This is a genomic window from Magnetospirillum sp. WYHS-4 (genome assembly GCA_039908345.1).
GTDB lineage: Bacteria > Pseudomonadota > Alphaproteobacteria > Rhodospirillales > GLO-3 > JAMOBD01.
This window is the reverse complement of the sequence record JAMOBD010000008.1, coordinates 37,790-53,599: the sequence shown is the minus strand read 5'-3', so window position 1 is coordinate 53,599 and position 15,810 is coordinate 37,790. Positions and strand designations below refer to the sequence as shown.

The 15,810-nt window shown below is 64.9% G+C and carries 14 protein-coding genes; 6 read left to right on the top strand and 8 right to left on the bottom strand.

The window, feature by feature from the left end; translation table 11 throughout:
- Positions 1-7: 7 nt before the first annotated feature.
- The 3 genes from H7841_04540 to H7841_04530 are packed head-to-tail and all read right to left on the bottom strand — an operon-like array spanning position 8 to position 3,017.
- Entirely contained in the window at positions 8-898 is an 891-nt protein-coding gene (locus tag H7841_04540; protein MEO5336151.1) for a F0F1 ATP synthase subunit gamma, read from the bottom strand.
- A 26-nt stretch (positions 899-924) separates the two neighbouring features.
- Entirely contained in the window at positions 925-2,457 is a 1,533-nt protein-coding gene (gene atpA / locus H7841_04535; GenBank protein MEO5336150.1) for a F0F1 ATP synthase subunit alpha, read from the bottom strand.
- A complete protein-coding gene (locus H7841_04530; protein ID MEO5336149.1) occupies positions 2,457-3,017 on the bottom strand; it encodes a F0F1 ATP synthase subunit delta in 561 nt (186 codons plus the stop codon). The genes atpA and H7841_04530 overlap by 1 nt, the downstream gene beginning before the upstream one ends.
- Before the next feature lie 373 nt (positions 3,018-3,390).
- On the opposite strand from H7841_04530, the gene H7841_04525 reads away from it, so the two are divergent.
- Complete coding sequence (locus H7841_04525) at positions 3,391-3,963, top strand: response regulator (protein MEO5336148.1); 573 nt, start codon at positions 3,391-3,393, stop codon at positions 3,961-3,963.
- Positions 3,964-4,027: 64 nt separating this feature from the next.
- Here H7841_04525 and H7841_04520 read toward each other — a convergent pair whose 3' ends face one another.
- From H7841_04520 to H7841_04510, 3 genes are all read right to left on the bottom strand, one after another.
- On the bottom strand, positions 4,028-5,311 hold the full coding sequence (locus H7841_04520; protein ID MEO5336147.1) for a TRAP transporter large permease subunit: 1,284 nt from the start codon (positions 5,309-5,311) through the stop codon (positions 4,028-4,030).
- Complete coding sequence (locus tag H7841_04515; GenBank protein MEO5336146.1) at positions 5,308-5,985, bottom strand: TRAP transporter small permease; 678 nt, start codon at positions 5,983-5,985, stop codon at positions 5,308-5,310. The genes H7841_04520 and H7841_04515 overlap by 4 nt, the downstream gene beginning before the upstream one ends.
- Before the next feature lie 68 nt (positions 5,986-6,053).
- The gene (locus H7841_04510; protein MEO5336145.1) at positions 6,054-7,064 is read right to left on the bottom strand and encodes a TRAP transporter substrate-binding protein; all 1,011 of its coding nucleotides are present in this window, start codon (positions 7,062-7,064) and stop codon (positions 6,054-6,056) included.
- Between the two features lie 106 nt (positions 7,065-7,170).
- Here H7841_04510 and H7841_04505 point away from each other — a divergent pair, with 106 nt between their 5' ends.
- The 3 genes from H7841_04505 (at position 7,171) to H7841_04495 (ending at position 11,249) form a co-directional block, all read left to right on the top strand.
- On the top strand, positions 7,171-9,108 hold the full coding sequence (locus tag H7841_04505) for a PAS domain S-box protein (protein ID MEO5336144.1): 1,938 nt from the start codon (positions 7,171-7,173) through the stop codon (positions 9,106-9,108).
- Entirely contained in the window at positions 9,105-9,698 is a 594-nt protein-coding gene (locus H7841_04500) for a response regulator (GenBank protein ID MEO5336143.1), read from the top strand. Before H7841_04505 ends, H7841_04500 begins: the two co-directional genes overlap by 4 nt.
- A gap of 87 nt (positions 9,699-9,785) precedes the next feature.
- Positions 9,786-11,249 (top strand): M48 family metalloprotease, encoded by a 1,464-nt coding sequence (locus tag H7841_04495; GenBank protein MEO5336142.1) that lies wholly within the window; start codon positions 9,786-9,788, stop codon positions 11,247-11,249.
- On the opposite strand, the gene H7841_04490 is transcribed toward H7841_04495, so the two are convergent.
- Positions 11,250-11,969: a thermonuclease family protein gene (locus H7841_04490; protein MEO5336141.1), complete on the bottom strand. Its 720-nt coding sequence runs from the start codon at positions 11,967-11,969 to the stop codon at positions 11,250-11,252.
- Between the two features lie 22 nt (positions 11,970-11,991).
- Here H7841_04490 and pip point away from each other — a divergent pair, with 22 nt between their 5' ends.
- Together pip and lepA are read left to right on the top strand one after the other, a co-directional pair.
- On the top strand, positions 11,992-12,990 hold the full coding sequence (gene pip / locus H7841_04485) for a prolyl aminopeptidase (GenBank protein MEO5336140.1): 999 nt from the start codon (positions 11,992-11,994) through the stop codon (positions 12,988-12,990).
- A 317-nt stretch (positions 12,991-13,307) separates the two neighbouring features.
- Positions 13,308-15,110 carry a translation elongation factor 4 gene (gene lepA / locus H7841_04480; GenBank protein ID MEO5336139.1) on the top strand — a complete coding sequence of 601 codons (1,803 nt, stop codon included), beginning with the start codon at positions 13,308-13,310 and terminating at the stop codon, positions 15,108-15,110.
- Between the two features lie 68 nt (positions 15,111-15,178).
- Here the strand turns inward: lepA and H7841_04475 are convergent, their stop codons facing one another.
- Complete coding sequence (locus tag H7841_04475) at positions 15,179-15,805, bottom strand: ribonuclease H-like domain-containing protein (protein MEO5336138.1); 627 nt, start codon at positions 15,803-15,805, stop codon at positions 15,179-15,181.
- Positions 15,806-15,810 lie beyond the last annotated feature (5 nt).

Genomic DNA, 15,810 nt, shown 5'->3' with positions numbered 1-15,810 from the left:
GCGCCCCCTAGAGGGCCTCGGCACCCGAGATGATCTCGATCAGTTCCTTGGTGATGTAGGCCTGGCGTGTGCGATTGTACTTCAGCGTCAGGGCATTGATCATGTCGCCGGCGTTGCGGGTCGCGTTGTCCATGGCGGTCATGCGCGCTCCCTGTTCCGAAGCGTAGCCCTCCAGCATGGCGCGGAAGACCTGGACGGACAGATTGCGCGGCAGCAACGCCCCAAGGAGTTCCTCTTCCGAAGGCTCCAGGATGTAGAGCGGCTTGATCAGTCCGATCTGGCGGTCCTCCTTGGCGGTCGCGGGAACCGGGAAGGGAATGAGCTGCTGGGCGGTGACCACTTGGCTGATCGCCGACTGGAACCGGTTGAAGACGATGGTGCAGACGTCGAACTGGCCTTCGGCGTACATATCGCGAAGTTGGCGGCCGATCATGCGGGCGGTATCGAACTGCGCCCCGGTCCGCATCAGGTTTTCATGGGTGGCGATGATCAGATCGGCGTGGTCGCGCTTGAGCGCGTCGCGGCCCTTGCGACCGATGCAGAGGATCTTCGGCGTCTTTCCCTCGGCCCGCAGATGCGTCACCAGCTTGCGCACCTCGCGGGCCACGTTGGCGTTGAAGCCGCCGCAAAGCCCGCGGTCGGCGGTCATGGCGACGATCAGATGCACTTGGTCGGACCCGGTGCCCGACAGCAGCCTCGGCGTGCCGTCCAGGGTCGGCAGGCTGGCCACCAGTTCGGACAGCATGCGATCCATACGCTGGGCATAGGGACGGGCCTGCTCGGCCGCCACCTGGGCACGGCGCAGCTTGCTCGCCGCCACCATCTTCATGGCGGAGGTGATCTTCTGCGTCGATTTGACGCTGGTGATGCGGACCCGGAGGTCCTTCAAGTTGGGCATCGGTTGCCGTCCCCGTCCTCAACCCCTTAGGAAAAGGCCTTCGTGAAAGTGTCGAGGAAAGCCTTGAGCTTCGCCTCGGTATCGGCCGAGATGTCCTTTTCCTCGCGGATCGCCTTCAGAATATCGGCGCCGTTGGCGCGGATGTCGTCCAGGAAGGCGGCCTCGAAGCGGGTGACGTCCTGGGCCGGCACGTTGTCCAGATAGCCCTTCACGCCGGCGAAGATGGCGACCACCTCTTCCTCCACCGGGTAGGGGGAGAACAGGCCTTGCTTGAGGATTTGGGTCAGGCGGGCGCCGCGGGCCAGCAACTTCTGGGTCGCCGGGTCCAGGTCCGAGGCGAACTGGGCGAAGGCCGCCATTTCGCGGTACTGGGCCAGTTCCAGCTTGATCGAGCCGGCCACCTTCTTCATCGCCTTGATCTGGGCCGCCGAGCCGACGCGCGACACCGAGATGCCGACGTTCACCGCCGGGCGGATACCCTTGTAGAACAGCTCGGTCTCCAGGAAGATCTGGCCATCGGTGATGGAAATCACGTTGGTCGGGATGTAGGCCGAAACGTCGGAGGCCTGGGTTTCGATGACCGGCAGGGCGGTCAGCGATCCGGAGCCATGCTCCTTGTTCATCTTGGCGGCGCGTTCCAGCAGGCGCGAATGCAGATAGAACACGTCGCCGGGATAGGCCTCGCGGCCGGGCGGGCGGCGCAAAAGCAGCGACATCTGGCGGTAGGCCACGGCCTGCTTGGACAGATCGTCGTAGAAGATGACCGCGTGCATGCCGTTGTCGCGAAAGTACTCGCCCATGGTGCAGCCGGTATAAGGGGCCAGGAACTGCAGCGGCGCCGGCTCGGAAGCGGTGGCGGCGACGACGATGGAATAATCCATGGCGCCGTTGTCTTCCAGGATCTTGACGATCTGGGCCACGGTGGAGCGCTTCTGGCCGACAGCGACGTAGATGCAATAGAGCTTCTGCGATTCGTCGGTGGCCGCTTCGTTGATGCGCTTCTGGTTGAGGATGGTATCGATGACGATCGAGGTCTTGCCGGTCTGGCGGTCGCCGATGATCAGCTCGCGTTGGCCCCGGCCGACCGGGATCAGGCTGTCGATGGCCTTGATGCCCGTCTGCATGGGCTCGTGCACCGACTTGCGGGGGATGATGCCCGGCGCCTTGACCTCGACCCGCTGGCGGGTCGCCCCGACGATGGGGCCCTTGCCGTCGATCGGCTCGCCCAGGCCGTCCACCACGCGGCCCAGCAGGGCCTTGCCCACCGGCACGTCCACGATGGCGCCGGTGCGCTTCACCAAGTCGCCTTCCTTGATGCTGCGGTCGTTGCCGAAGATCACGGTGCCGACGTTGTCGCTTTCCAGGTTGAGCGCCATGCCCTTGATGCCGCCGGGGAATTCGACCATCTCGCCGGCCTGCACGTTGTCCAGGCCGTGGATGCGCGCGATGCCGTCGCCCACAGACAGCACCCGGCCGACCTCGGCGGTTTCCGTCTCGGCGCCGAACGACGCGATCTGGTCCTTGAGAATAGCGGAGATCTCAGCGGCGCGGATTTCCATCATCCTACCCCTTTCATGGCGAGGCGCATTTGCAGCAACTTGGAGCGAAGAGAGCTGTCGACCATCCGCGAGCCCACCTTGACGACGAGCCCGCCGATCAGCGAGGGATCGACCCTCGCCTCGACGGTTACCGCCGAACCGACGGCCTTCTTCAACGATACGGTCAGGGCTTCCACCTGGGCGGCCGAAAGTTCTCCGGCGGAGACCACCTCGGCCGTGACCTCGCCGCGCTTGGCGGCCAGCAGGGACTGGAAAGCCGTCGCCATGGCCGGCAGGGCGCTCAGACGGCGATTCCTGGCCACCAGTCCGATGAAGCGATGGGTCAGATCGGCGGCATCGATGCGCCGAACCAGGGCCGTCATGGCCTTGGCCTGGTCGGCGCGCGCCACGACCGGCGAGCGGATCAGGCGGGCGAGGTCGGCGCTCTCGCGGATCATGGCGTCCAGGCGGGAGAGATCTTCCGCCACCCGTTCCAAGGCCTTGTCCGCTTCCGCCAGCTCGAAAAGAGCCGAGGCGTAACGGCCAGCCAGCCCCGTGGCGTCTGTGCTGTGGGTCGACACCTGGGAAAGCCCCTCGAATCCTGTCTATGACGATCTTGCGAATAGGCCGCCGCCGCCGGGAAAAAGCCCCACCTCGGGCGGCACGCCCAGCCCCGCTTGGAGCGTCCGTGTGTAACACACTCCGTCCCGCCCTGGCAAGCGGCTCCATTGCAGGTGCGAAAGGAGCTATCACCCTGATTTCATGAGTTGTTTAGAACATACTTATATTAAGACCAAGCTGGAAAACCGAGGGATCGCGGGGTTTTCCGGGGGCCGGGTGTGATGGCCGTCACGGACATCGTTTCGGTTCCGGATTATACTTTCCCATCCAAAACCATAAAAACCTTTAGTGCCCCCGGGGGAACGAGGGATCGAGAGACGAGGGGACCCCGCCATGACGGACCTGACCCGCGATAACGGCCAAGGCGCCAAAACCCACGCGTTCCTGGCTGGATTGACCTACCTCATCATCGACGACAATCGCTTCGCCCGCATCCTGATGCGCGCCGCCCTGGCAGGCTTCGGCCTCAAGCACGTCATCGAGGCCGAGGACGCGGTGGAAGGGCTCGCCCTGCTGCGCAAGCTGCCCATCGACGTGGTCCTGGTGGATTACGAGATGCCGATCGTCAACGGCTGCGAGTTCACCAGGTTGGCACGGCGCGACGATGGCGTGCTGAACCCCGAACTACCCATCGTGATGGTGTCCGGCCATTGCGATTGGCGATGCGTGGTCGCGGCCCGCGATGCCGGTGTCCACGAATACCTGGCCAAGCCCTTCTCCGCCGACGACCTGTTCCGCCGGGTGGCCATGGCGGTCCTCAAGCCGCGGCCCTTCATTCGCAGCAAGACCTACGTGGGGCCCGAACGGCGTTCGGTGAAGACGACGCCCCTGCCTGTTCTGGTGGACCGTCGCCAAGGCACCGTCACCCAGGCCCCGGTTCTCGATCCCATAGCTTGCGTCGCCTGAAGCGGATGGGGGTGCCCCGGCCGGGGCACCCCCATCGTTCCCACCTTGCCGTTCCTTGCCGGCTCTATCGGGCTCCCAGCAAATGCGGCAGCCAGAGCGAAATGGCGGGGATGTAGGTGATGAGCAACATGAACCCCAGCATGGTCAGCAGCCAGGGCATGACCGCGATGGTCAGCTCGGTGATGCCCATGCGGGTGATGCCGGACGCCACATAGAGGTTCAGGCCCACCGGCGGATGGCACATGCCGACTTCCATGTTGACCACGATCATGATGCCGAAATGCACCGGATCGATGCCCAGCTTCATGGCGATGGGGAACAGAATGGGCGCCATGATGAGGGTGATCGAGGACGGCTCCATCACATTGCCCGCCATCAACAGCAGCACGTTGACCGCCAACAGGAAGACCCAGGGGCTGAGGTCCTTGCCGATCATCCATTCCGCCATCTCCTGGGGGATGTTCTCGCTGGTCATCAGGAACGAGAACAGGATGGCGTTGGTGATGATGTAGAGCAACATGGCGCTCATGTTGGCCGACGCCAGCAGCACCTTCGGCACATCCTTCAGGGACATGTCCTTGTAGACGAAGACCGCCACGAAGAAGGCGTAGACGGCACTCATGGCCGCCGCCTCGGTCGGGGTGAAGATGCCCGAATAGATGCCGCCCATCACCACCACGATCAGCAGCAGGCCCCAGACGCTGTCCTTGAACGTCTTGAGGCGGGTGGCCCAGTTGGCCCGTTCCATGCGGGGATAGCCGTTCTTGTAGGCGATCCACCAGGTCACCAGACCCAGCAGGGACGCCAGCATGAGGCCCGGCACCACGCCGGCCATGAACAGCTGCCCGACCGAGGTGTTGGTGGAAACCGCGTACATCACCATGACGATGGAAGGCGGGATCAGGATGCCCAGGGCGCCCGAGGTGGTGATGACGCCGGCCCCGAAGCGGGCGGGAAAGCCCTGCTTGACCATGGCCGGCAGGATGATCGAGCCGATGGCCACCACGGTGGCCGGGCTGGACCCGGACACGGCGGCGAACAGGGCGCAGGCGACCACGCCGGCCAGGCCCAGGCCACCGCTCCAATGGCCGACCATGGAAGTGGCGAAGGCGATCATGCGCCGGGCCACGCCGCCGTGGGTGAGGAAATTGCCGGCCAGGATGAAGAACGGAATCGCCATGATCTCGAACTTCTCGATGCCGGTGAACAGCTTCATCGCCACGCTTTCGATAGGCACGCTGGTCATGGTGAACAGGAAGGTGAGCACCGTCAGGCCCAGCGAGATCGAAATCGGCATGCCGGTAAGCATCAGCCCCAGCAGCAGGACGAAGATGATGGTGGCGTTCATGGCCGCTTCTCCTCGTCCTTGCCTTCGCCTTCCGTACCCTCGGGATGGTGGGCGACGTCGCGCGGATGCAGGTCGTTGTCCAACTCGAACCAGTTGATGTCTTCCGGCTTCTGCGCAGCCTTCGCCGCCGCTTCCTCCTCCTCGCCGATGCCGGCCACGTGGCTGTGGTCGTGATGGGGCAGTTCGCCGGTGCGGACGAAGGTCCAGGCCACTTGCAGGAAGCGGAAGCACATCAGGTAGGAGCCGAAGGGAATCGCCAAGTAGATGATCCACATCGGCATTTCCATGTCGGGGGAAGTCTGGTCCGTATGTCCCATCTCCCAGACGAAGTAGGCGCCCAACGTGCCGATGGTTCCGGTGAACACCGCCCCGGACAACAGGCCGAAGACGATGAACTTGGTCCTGAGGGGAGTTTGCATCCGGTTGATGAGCACGTCCACGCCCACGTGAATGCCGGTGCGCACGCCGTAGGCGGCGCCGAACTTGGCCATCCAGATGAACATGTAGATGCAGAGTTCCTGCGCCCAACCCATGTTGATCTGGTGCATGATCGGATAGAGAAACGAGACACCGGAAGCGTAGCGATGGACGACGGCGGCGAAGATCACCAGCGTCGCCGCGGCCATGAGGAAGGAGATGATCACTTCCTCCAGGCGGTCGAGAATCTTCAGCAAGACCAAGCCTCCCCTGGCGAGACGGAAACGGAAGGGGCGTCCCGCGGCCGGGACGCCCCCTCGAACGCTTAGTACTTGTGGCCGAGGGCCTCGGCCTCCTTGTAGACTTCCTTGATGAAGTCGGCGCCGATGCGCGCCTCCATTTCCTTGTGCACGGGCAGCAGGGCCTTGCGCCAAGCGGCCTTCTCGTCGGCCGTCAAGGTGTAGAACTCGGTCTTGCCCGAGGCCTTCATCGCGGCCAGGGAATCGTCGTTTTCCTTCTGGGCGATGTCGTTGGCGAACTTGGTCGCCTCCTGCATGGCGATCTCCAACTCCTTGCGGACGTCGCCCGGCAAGCCTTCCCAGAACTTGACGTTGGTGATGACCGCGTAGCCCAGATAGCCATGGTCGGAAAGCGTGGCGTGCTTCTGCACCTCGTGCATCTTCTGGGTATACATGTTGGACGGCGGGTTCTCGGTACCGTCCACCACGCCGGTCTGCAGGGCCTGATAGACTTCCGAGAAGGCCATCACCTGGGGCAGGGCGCCCAGGGCGCGCATCTGGGCATCCAGCACCTTGGAGGACTGGATGCGCAGCTTGAGGCCCCGGAAGTCGGCCGGCGACTTGAGCGGCTTGTTGGCGCTCATGATCTTGAATCCGTTATCCCAGAACCCCAGGCCGTAGATGCCCTTGGTCTGCAGCTTCTGGAACAGCTTGGCGCCCACCGGCCCGGTGGTCACCTTCTGCAACACCTTCTTGTCGGCGAAGATGTAGGGAAGGTCGAACAGTTCGAATTCCTTCACCCCCAGAGGCCCGAACTTGGCCAGGGATGGAGCGAGGAGGTGGACGGCGCCCAGCTGCAGGGCCTCCATCTCTTCCTTGTCCTTGTAAAGCTGGCTGTTGGGATAGACCTCGACCTTGACGCGGCCCTTGGTCCGCTCCTCGGCCAGTTCCTTGAACTTGACGGCAGCCTTGCCCTTGGGCGTGTCGGGCGCCACGACATGGCTGAACTTGATGACGATCTGCTTGTCGTCGGCGGCCAGGGCGGGAACGGCGAGCAGGCTGCCCACCAGACACCAAGCCAGCGTCCTTATCTTCATGGATATCCTCCTTCTCCTGTCATGCGCGGCGCGCACCCTGTAACATGTTGGCGATACGGGTCGGCTTTCGCTATTGTGGATATCCGCAAGTATTTCCGGAGATCCCGTGGAGAATAGGCCGAAACCCGCTCGCGAAACCCTGCATGCGATGCCCCTGGCCGCCATCGTGCTGGTCGTGCTGCTGCTGGGGGCCTTCCTGTGGCTTCTCTACCGCAGCGAGCGTGAACAGGAATACCATTCCCTTATCAAGAACATCCTGTGGGTCGAACAGAACCTGGGATTTCAACTCGCCACCGCCGAGGAGCGTCTGGAGCACTTGGCGGAGGAATTGGCCCGCCGCCATCTGGACATGGCCCATTTCAAAGCCACCGCCGGCCATCTGGTGGCCAACGGGCCCGAGATCGAGCGCATCCTGCTGCTGGGGCCCGACCGGCGGATACTGGCGGCGGTCCCCCCCTCGGCGGGCGGCGAGGCGCCCGTCGAAGGGGGTACCTTCACCATGGCGGCCAAACTCGGCAAGCGGGCCTTCAGCGGCCCGGTAAGCACCCCGCCGGGCGGCACCGGCTTCGAAATGCAGGTGCCGGTGTTCCGCGACGGGAAACTGGCCGCCATGCTGGTCGCCATCTTTTCCCTGGACGATCTGCTGGGGTCCCATGTCCCCTGGTGGGTGGCGGAGAAGTACCGGGTTTCCATCGTCGACGGCAACGGCAACGAACTGGGTACCAAGTCGCGCCTGGCCGTCGAGCCGGGCCGCAGCTACGTCGTCCCCCTCGATCCGCCCGGCCACGACATGGCCCTGAAGGCATCGGTCTACCCGTCCGAGACCTCGTTTACCCGCAACGCCCTGGCGGCCGCCATCCTCGGTCTGGCGGTATCGGCCATCCTCAGCCTGTGGGCGGTGCGCCGCCATATCCAGCGGCGGGTAGCGGCCGAACAGGCCCTGCACGCCGAACATGCCTTCCGCAAGGCGATGGAGGATTCCCTGACCGTCGGCATGCGGGCCCGCGACCTGGAGGGCCGCATCACCTACGTGAATCCGGCCTTCTGCCGCATGGTGGGCTGGCCGGCCGAAGATCTGGTCGGCCGGTCGCCGCCGATGCCCTATTGGCTGCCCGAGGACGTAGAGGCCACCATGGCCCTCAATCAGGCCGTGCTTGATGGCCAGGCACCGCGGGAAGGCTTCGAATTGCAGTTCCGCCGACGCGACGGCGACCTGTTCGATGCCCTGATCTATGAGGCGCCGCTGATCGGCGCCGACGGTCGCCACACCGGCTGGATGGGGTCGGTGCTGGACATCACCGACCGCAAACGGGCCCAGGAGTTGGCGGCGCGCGAGCAGGAAAAGCTGCAGCAGACCGCCCGTCTGGTGACCATGGGGGAAATGGCCTCCAGCCTGGCCCACGAATTGAACCAGCCCTTGGCCGCCATCGCCAGCTATGCCACCGGCTGCCTCAACAAGCTGGCTTCGGGAAAATTCGTCCGGGAGGATCTGATCCAGGCGGTGGAAAAGCTGGCGGCGCAGGCGCAACGCGCCGGACGCATCATCCGCCGGGTGCACGACTTCGTGCGCAAGAGCGAGCCCAACATGGCGCCTTGTTTCCTGGACGACGTCATCGAAGACAGTATCGGGTTCGTCGAGGCCGACGCCCGCCAGCGCGGAGTACGTATCGAAACCGACATCCGGGCCGTCCGGCCGCTGGTGCTGGGCGACCGCATCATGCTGGGCCAGGTGATGTTGAACCTGATACGCAACGGCATGGAGGCCATGATCGAGACTCCGGCCGCGGACCGCCGTCTTCTGGTGTCGACGACGGAGGCCGAGGGTATGATTCTGGTCGCGGTGGCCGATCGGGGGACGGGCGTGATGCCCGATGCGGTCGACCGGCTCTTCACCCCCTTCTTCAGCACCAAGAGCGAGGGCATGGGCATGGGGCTCAACATCTGCCGCTCGGTGATCGAGCAGCATCGGGGCCGTTTGTGGTTCCAAGGCAATCCGGAAGGGGGCAGCGTCTTCCGCTTCGCGCTGCCCATGGCCGAGCCATGAAGGTGCATATCGTCGACGATGACGAGGCGATCCGGGATTCCCTCACCTGGCTGCTGTCCTCGCGCGGACTGGAGGCGGAGGCCCATCCCTCGGCCGAGGCCTTCCTGGCAAGACAGGAACCGGCCGCCGGGTGCCTGGTGCTCGACATCCGCATGGAGGGCATGAGCGGGCTGGACCTGTTCGACCGCATCAGGGATCGAGGTTGCCGCCTGCCGGTGATCTTCCTCACCGGCCATGGCGACGTCCCCATCGCCGTGCAGGCGCTCAAGAAGGGGGCCTTCGATTTCGTGGAGAAGCCTTTCAACGACAACGATCTGGTCGACAAGGTGATCGAGGCCCTGGCCCAAGACGCCCGGCGGCGCGCCCGGCAAGCCGGCGCGGATTCGCTGGCCGCCCGCCTGGCCTCCTTGAGCGAGCGGGAGCGCCAGGTCATGGATCTTATCCTCGAAGGCCGGATGAACAAGGTGATCGCCGACCGCCTGGGCATCAGCATGCGTACCGTCGAAGTCCACCGTGCCCACGTCTTCGAGAAGATGGGGGTCAAGACGGCGGTGGAACTGGCGCGTCTGATGGTGGCCATGAAGGGCTGATCCCTTCGTCCCTTCCCGCCATTTTGCCGCCGCAAAGATTAGGGAGTATTCTCTACGTTCCTGTCGTCCGTTTCAAAGAGGGTTACGATGCTCGTCTCGCGCCGCCGCTTCGCTTCCACGCTGATCGCCTCCGCCGCCCTGTCCGGTTGCGTCTCGACCAGCCCCACCGGACGTACCGCCTTCACCGGCTTCTATTCCGAGGAAGACGATATCCGCATCGGCAAGGAGGAAGGCCCCAAGCTGACCAAGGAATTCGGCGGCGCCTACACGGACCCGCGCATCGATTCCTACGTCACCGAGGTCGGGCTTCGGCTTGCCGTCCATACCGAGCACACAAATTTTCCTTACAAGTTCACGATCCTGAACTCGTCGATCATCAACGCCTTCGCCTTGCCGGGCGGCCAGGTCTTCATTTCGCGGGGCCTGCTGGCGCTGGCGTCCAACGAGGCCGAAATGGCCGGCGTGCTGGCGCACGAGCTGGGCCACGTCAACGCACGTCATACCGCCGAACGCCTGAGCAAGGCGACCCTGGCCCAGGTCGGTCTGGTGGTGTTGAGCGTGGCCGGAGGCCAGGGATTGGCCAGCCTGGCCGGCTACGGCGCGCAGGCCTATCTGCAGGGCTTCTCCCGCGATCAGGAGTTCGAGGCCGACCTGTTGGGCGTACGCTACATGAGCAAGGCCGGCTACGAGCCCGATGCCATGGTCAGCTTCCTCAATACCCTGCGCGACCACAGCATGCTGGAAGCGAGGATGATGGGCCTGCCGGCGGGCAAGGTCGACGAATACAACGTCATGTCCACCCATCCCCGCACCGTGGATCGGGTCAAGGAAGCCCAGGCCCAGGCCCAAGTCACTCGCCAGAAGGGCGCGGCGATCCGCCGCCAGGAGTACCTCGACCGGATCAACGGCATGCTTTACGGCGACGATCCCGAACAGGGCATCAGCCAGGGGCGCCGCTTCGTCCATCCCAAGATGCGCTTCGAGTACGAGGTGCCGGAAGGCTTCCGCTTGGTCAATTCGCCGACCAAGGTCACCGCCCGCCATCCGGACGGCGGCACCATCGTCTTCGACACGGGGCACCCCAAGCGGAGCAATTCGCCCGCCAACTACATCCGCAACGAATGGCTGGCCAATTCGAGTTCCCTGTCGAACCTGGACTCCATCACGGTCAACGGCATTCCCGCCGCCACCGCCACCACCAAGGGGTCCATGGGCAACAAGCCGGTCGACGTGCGCGTCGTCGCCTTGCAGGGGGACGGATCGGACATGTTCCGGCTCGCCTTCATCGCGCCGTCGGGAAAGTCCTCCGCCTGGACCACCGACTTCCAGCGGACCACCTACAGTTTCCGCCGCCTGTCCGCCGAAGAGGCCGCCAAGGTCCAGGCCCAGCGCCTGATCGTCGTTCCCGTGGGCAAGGCCGACAGCGCCGACAAACTGGCCCAGACCCTGCCTTTCGGGAAATACAACGGCGAGGCTTTCCGACTGCTCAACGATCTGCAGCCCGGCCAAGAAGTCACGCCCGGTCAGCCCATCAAGGTCATCGCCGGTTGATTATTCCAGGACTTCGATCTGTTCGGGGTGAGTGACGTCGATCGCCGGGCCGTCGCGGCTGGCCAGCCAGCCGCGTACCCGGACCAGGCGGCTCTTGTAGGCCAGGGGATCGACACCATCGGCCTTGAACAGCTTGAGTGCCGCCTTGCCGAGGACGGCGGTGAAGTCGGTGCGCCAATTGTCGTCGAAGTTCAGGTACACCGTCCCCTTGACCCTGGCGGCCGCCGCCACGCGGCCTTCGACGAGTTGGAAACTGCCGGCTTCCTTGAGCAGCGGACCGGGCACCGGGCCGCGCGGCCGCCAGGCCTTGTCGGCCCAGAGTCCTCGGCGGGCCGTGCGGGCTTCGGCCTCCAGCGCCAGCATCTCGCGGGCCCGGCCTCGGGCGTCGGGGAGGGTTTGCACCCGGGCCAGGCCTCGCCGCAGCATCTCGCCCTGAAGCCACGTGCCGTTCTCCAAGGTCGCCTGGGCGAGCCGCCGTCCATGGCGGTCGATGGGCCTTTCCTCGTCGTCGAGAATCAGGCGCCGGCCCAGGGCCAGGGATTCCAATTCCTCGCGCGCCGCGGCCGCGCCCGCCTCGTCGCCCTTGGGCGCCAGCAGGCCGGCTAAGCGGACCTGGACCGATTCCACCACCAGGGTGTCGCCGTCGAGCACGGCCCGCACCGGTCCGTCCGCCAGCGCCGGGGACGAAACCACCAGCAGCAGTACGGCGAGAAAGCCCATGGCCTTTTCCCCGAGACAACCCATGCCTACGTCCTATAATGGTTCCGCCATGGACGAAAGCCGTATCCGCACCGATCTGTTCGCTCCCTTCGAACCTTTCGAGAAGGGCTGGCTTGATGTGGGCGACGGCCATCGGATCTACTGGGAGCAAAGCGGCCATCCGGAAGGGCGCCCGGTGGTCTTCCTGCACGGCGGGCCGGGCGCGGGCGCCAGCCCCAACCATCGCCGCTTCTTCGATCCCCTGCATTACCGCATCGTCATCTTCGACCAGCGCGGCTGCGGGCGATCGCTGCCCCACGGATCGACGGTCGCCAACACCACGCCTCATCTGGTCGAGGACATGGAACGCCTGCGCAGGATGCTGGACATCGAGCGCTGGCTGGTGTTCGGAGGGTCCTGGGGGGCTTCCCTGGCGCTCGCCTATGGCATCGCCCATCCGGAGCGTTGCAGCGGCTTCGTGCTGCGCGGCGTCTTTCTCTGTCGGCGCCGGGAGGTCGACTGGTTTCTCTACGGTATGCGCACCGTCTTTCCCGAAGCCTGGGCGGAATTCGCCGCGCCCATCCCGGCCGGCGAGCGGGACGACCTGCTTGGCGCCTATTGGCGGCGCCTCGACCATCCCGACCCGGCGGTGCACTTTCCGGCGGCCCGGGCCTGGAGTCGTTACGAGACGGTCTGCTCGACCCTGCTGCCGCCGGACCCCGACATGGCCCTGGCCCTGTCGGGGGATGCTCCGGCCGCCCTTGGGCTGGCGCGCCTGGAGGCGCATTACTTCCGCAACGCTCTTTTCATGCCGGAAGGGCACCTGCTGGCCGGAGTCCATCGCCTGCGCCATCGGCCGGCCATCATCGTGCAGGGGCGCTACGACATGATCTGCCCCGCGGTGAACGCCCGCGAACTGGCGGATGCCTGGCCGGACGCCCGCTACGTCGTAGTTCCCGACGCCGGACATTCGGTGATGGAACCCGGCATCCGCCGCGCCCTGGTGGGGGCTACCGAGTCCCTCAAGACGGGCTGGTTCTGACAGGGCAACGAATCCAAGCTATTGCCCCGGCAGGAAGAAGTCTCTACGCGGTATAGCGTGTCCGTTGGTCGCCGATTTGAGTTTGTCCTTGGTTCGGGCAGGAATGGCGTGCTTGAGGTCGGCATTCAGGCGCTCGTCGACAGGAGGTCTCGCCGCCTCCCTCACTCCCCTGCCGCGAAGCGGTTTCGTTCAATCCCCTGATTCTCGCCTCAGGCCAAAATTAGAACTGCTGGCAACGCCCTGCCCGTCGACGGGACATCGCGAGTGCGGTGCGTCCAGGCTTGGCAAGCGGACGCGGGCGGTATAGAAGCTCGCTCATGAGCGACCAGAAGCACATCCGCAATTTCTCCATCATCGCCCACATCGACCACGGCAAGTCGACCCTGGCGGATCGCCTGATCCAGCTTTGCGGCGGACTGACCGACCGCGAGATGCGCGAACAAGTGCTCGATTCCATGGACATCGAGCGCGAACGCGGCATCACCATCAAGGCCCAGACGGTGCGCCTCGAATACAAGGCCCAGGACGGCGAGACCTATCAGCTCAACCTGATGGACACGCCGGGTCATGTGGACTTCGCCTACGAGGTCAGCCGCAGCCTGGCCGCCTGCGAGGGCTCGCTGCTGGTGGTGGACGCCACCCAGGGGGTGGAGGCCCAGACGCTGGCCAACGCCTACCTGGCCATCGACAACGGGCACGAGATCATCCCGGTGCTCAACAAGATCGACCTGCCGGCCGCCGACTCCGACCGCATCAAGCGCCAGATCGAGGACGTGGTGGGCCTGGACTGTTCGGACGCGGTGATGATTTCGGCCAAGACCGGTCTGGGCGTGCCCGACGTGCTGGAGGCCCTGGTCAAGCGCCTGCCCGCCCCGGAAGGCGAGCGGGAAGCCCCCCTGAAGGCGCTGCTGGTCGATTCCTGGTACGACCCCTACCTGGGGGTCATGATCCTGGTGCGCATGCACGACGGCGTCCTGAAGAAGGGCATGAAGATCCGCATGATGTCGTCGGGCGCCACCCATCAGGTGGACCAGGTGGGCGTCTTCACGCCCAAGCCGGTCAAGGTGGACGAACTGGGCCCCGGCGAGGTCGGCTACATCACGGCGGCCATCAAGACGGTGGCCGACACCAACATCGGCGACACCATCACCGAGGACCGCCGCCCGGCCGAGGCGCCGTTGGCCGGCTTCAAGCCCTCGGTGCCGGTGGTCTTTTGCTCCCTGTTCCCGTCGGACGCCGCCAACTTCGACGACCTGCGCGATTCGCTGGCCAAGCTCAGGCTCAACGACGCCAGCTTCCAGTACGAGCCGGAAAATTCGATGGCGCTGGGCCTGGGGTTCCGCTGCGGTTTCCTGGGCTTGCTGCACTTGGAAATCATCCAGGAGCGCCTGGAGCGCGAATTCAACCTGGACTTGATCACCACGGCGCCCTCGGTGGCCTATAAGCTGGAATTGACCGACGGTACCGCCATCGACCTGCACAATCCGGCCGACATGCCGGAACTGGTCAAGATCGCGACCATCGCCGAACCCTGGATCCGGGCTACCATCATGGTGCCCGACGAGTTCCTGGGGTCGATTCTCCAGCTCTGCAACGACCGGCGCGGCCAGCAGATCGAACTGACCTACGTGGGCGGCCGGGCGATGGCGGTCTACCGCCTGCCGCTCAACGAGGTGGTCTTCGACTTCTACGACCGCCTGAAGTCGATCTCGCGCGGCTATGCCAGCTTCGACTACGAGATGGACGATTTCCAGGAAGGCGATCTGGTGAAGGTCCAGATCCTGGTCAACGACGAACCGGTGGACGCCCTTGCCTTCATCTGCCATCGCAGCCAGGCTGAATTCCGCGGCCGGTCGGTCTGCGAACGCCTGAAAGATCTGATTCCGCGCCAGATGTTCAAGATTCCCATCCAGGCGGCCATCGGCGGCAAGGTGGTGGCGCGGGAAACCATCAGCGCCTTCCGCAAGGACGTGACCGCCAAGTGCTACGGCGGCGACGTGTCCCGCAAGCGCAAGCTGCTGGAAAAGCAGAAGGCGGGCAAGAAGCGCATGCGCCAGTTCGGCAAGGTGGAAATCCCCCAGTCCGCCTTCATCGCCGCCCTCAAGATGAGCGACGATTAAGGCGCTTTTCCTGCGGCACTCCCGGCCCGGAATCCGGAAGCCTGGACTTTCCGGCGAACGCCGTTGGCTCAAGAGTGGGAGAAGATGTCCTCGTCCGCCCAGCCGCCCAGATCCAGCTCGGCGCGGGTGCCCAGGAAATCGAAGCAGGCCCGCGCCAAGTCCCGCCTTCCCTCGCGGGCCAGCATGGCGTCCAGCCTGTCGCGCAGGGCATGCAGGTGCAGGACATCGGTGGCGGCGTAGACCCGCTGGGCTGGCGACAACTCGGCGGCCGCCCAGTCGGAGGACTGTTGTTCCTTGGAAATCTCGATGCCCAGCAGTTCCTTGCAGCAGTCCTTGAGGCCGTGGCTTTGGGTATAGGTGCGGGCCAGGCGCGAGGCGATGCGGGTGCAATAGACCGGCCGGCAGTCGACGCCCAGATGGCGGCGGATCATGGTCACGTCGAAGCGGGCGAAGTGGAAAATCTTGACCACCGCCGGATCGGCGAACAGCGCCTTCAGGTTGGCGGCGTCGCGGTCGCGGTGGATGCGCACCAAGTGGCAGACGCCGTCGCCGGCCGAAAGCTGGACCAGGCAGAGGCGATCGCGATGGGGATGGAGACCCGTGGTCTCGGTGTCGACCGCCACGGAGTTCCCAAACGAAATGCCTGCCGGCAGATCGCCTTCGTGGAGTTCGATCACGGGCTTGCGGTCGGTCATCGGGT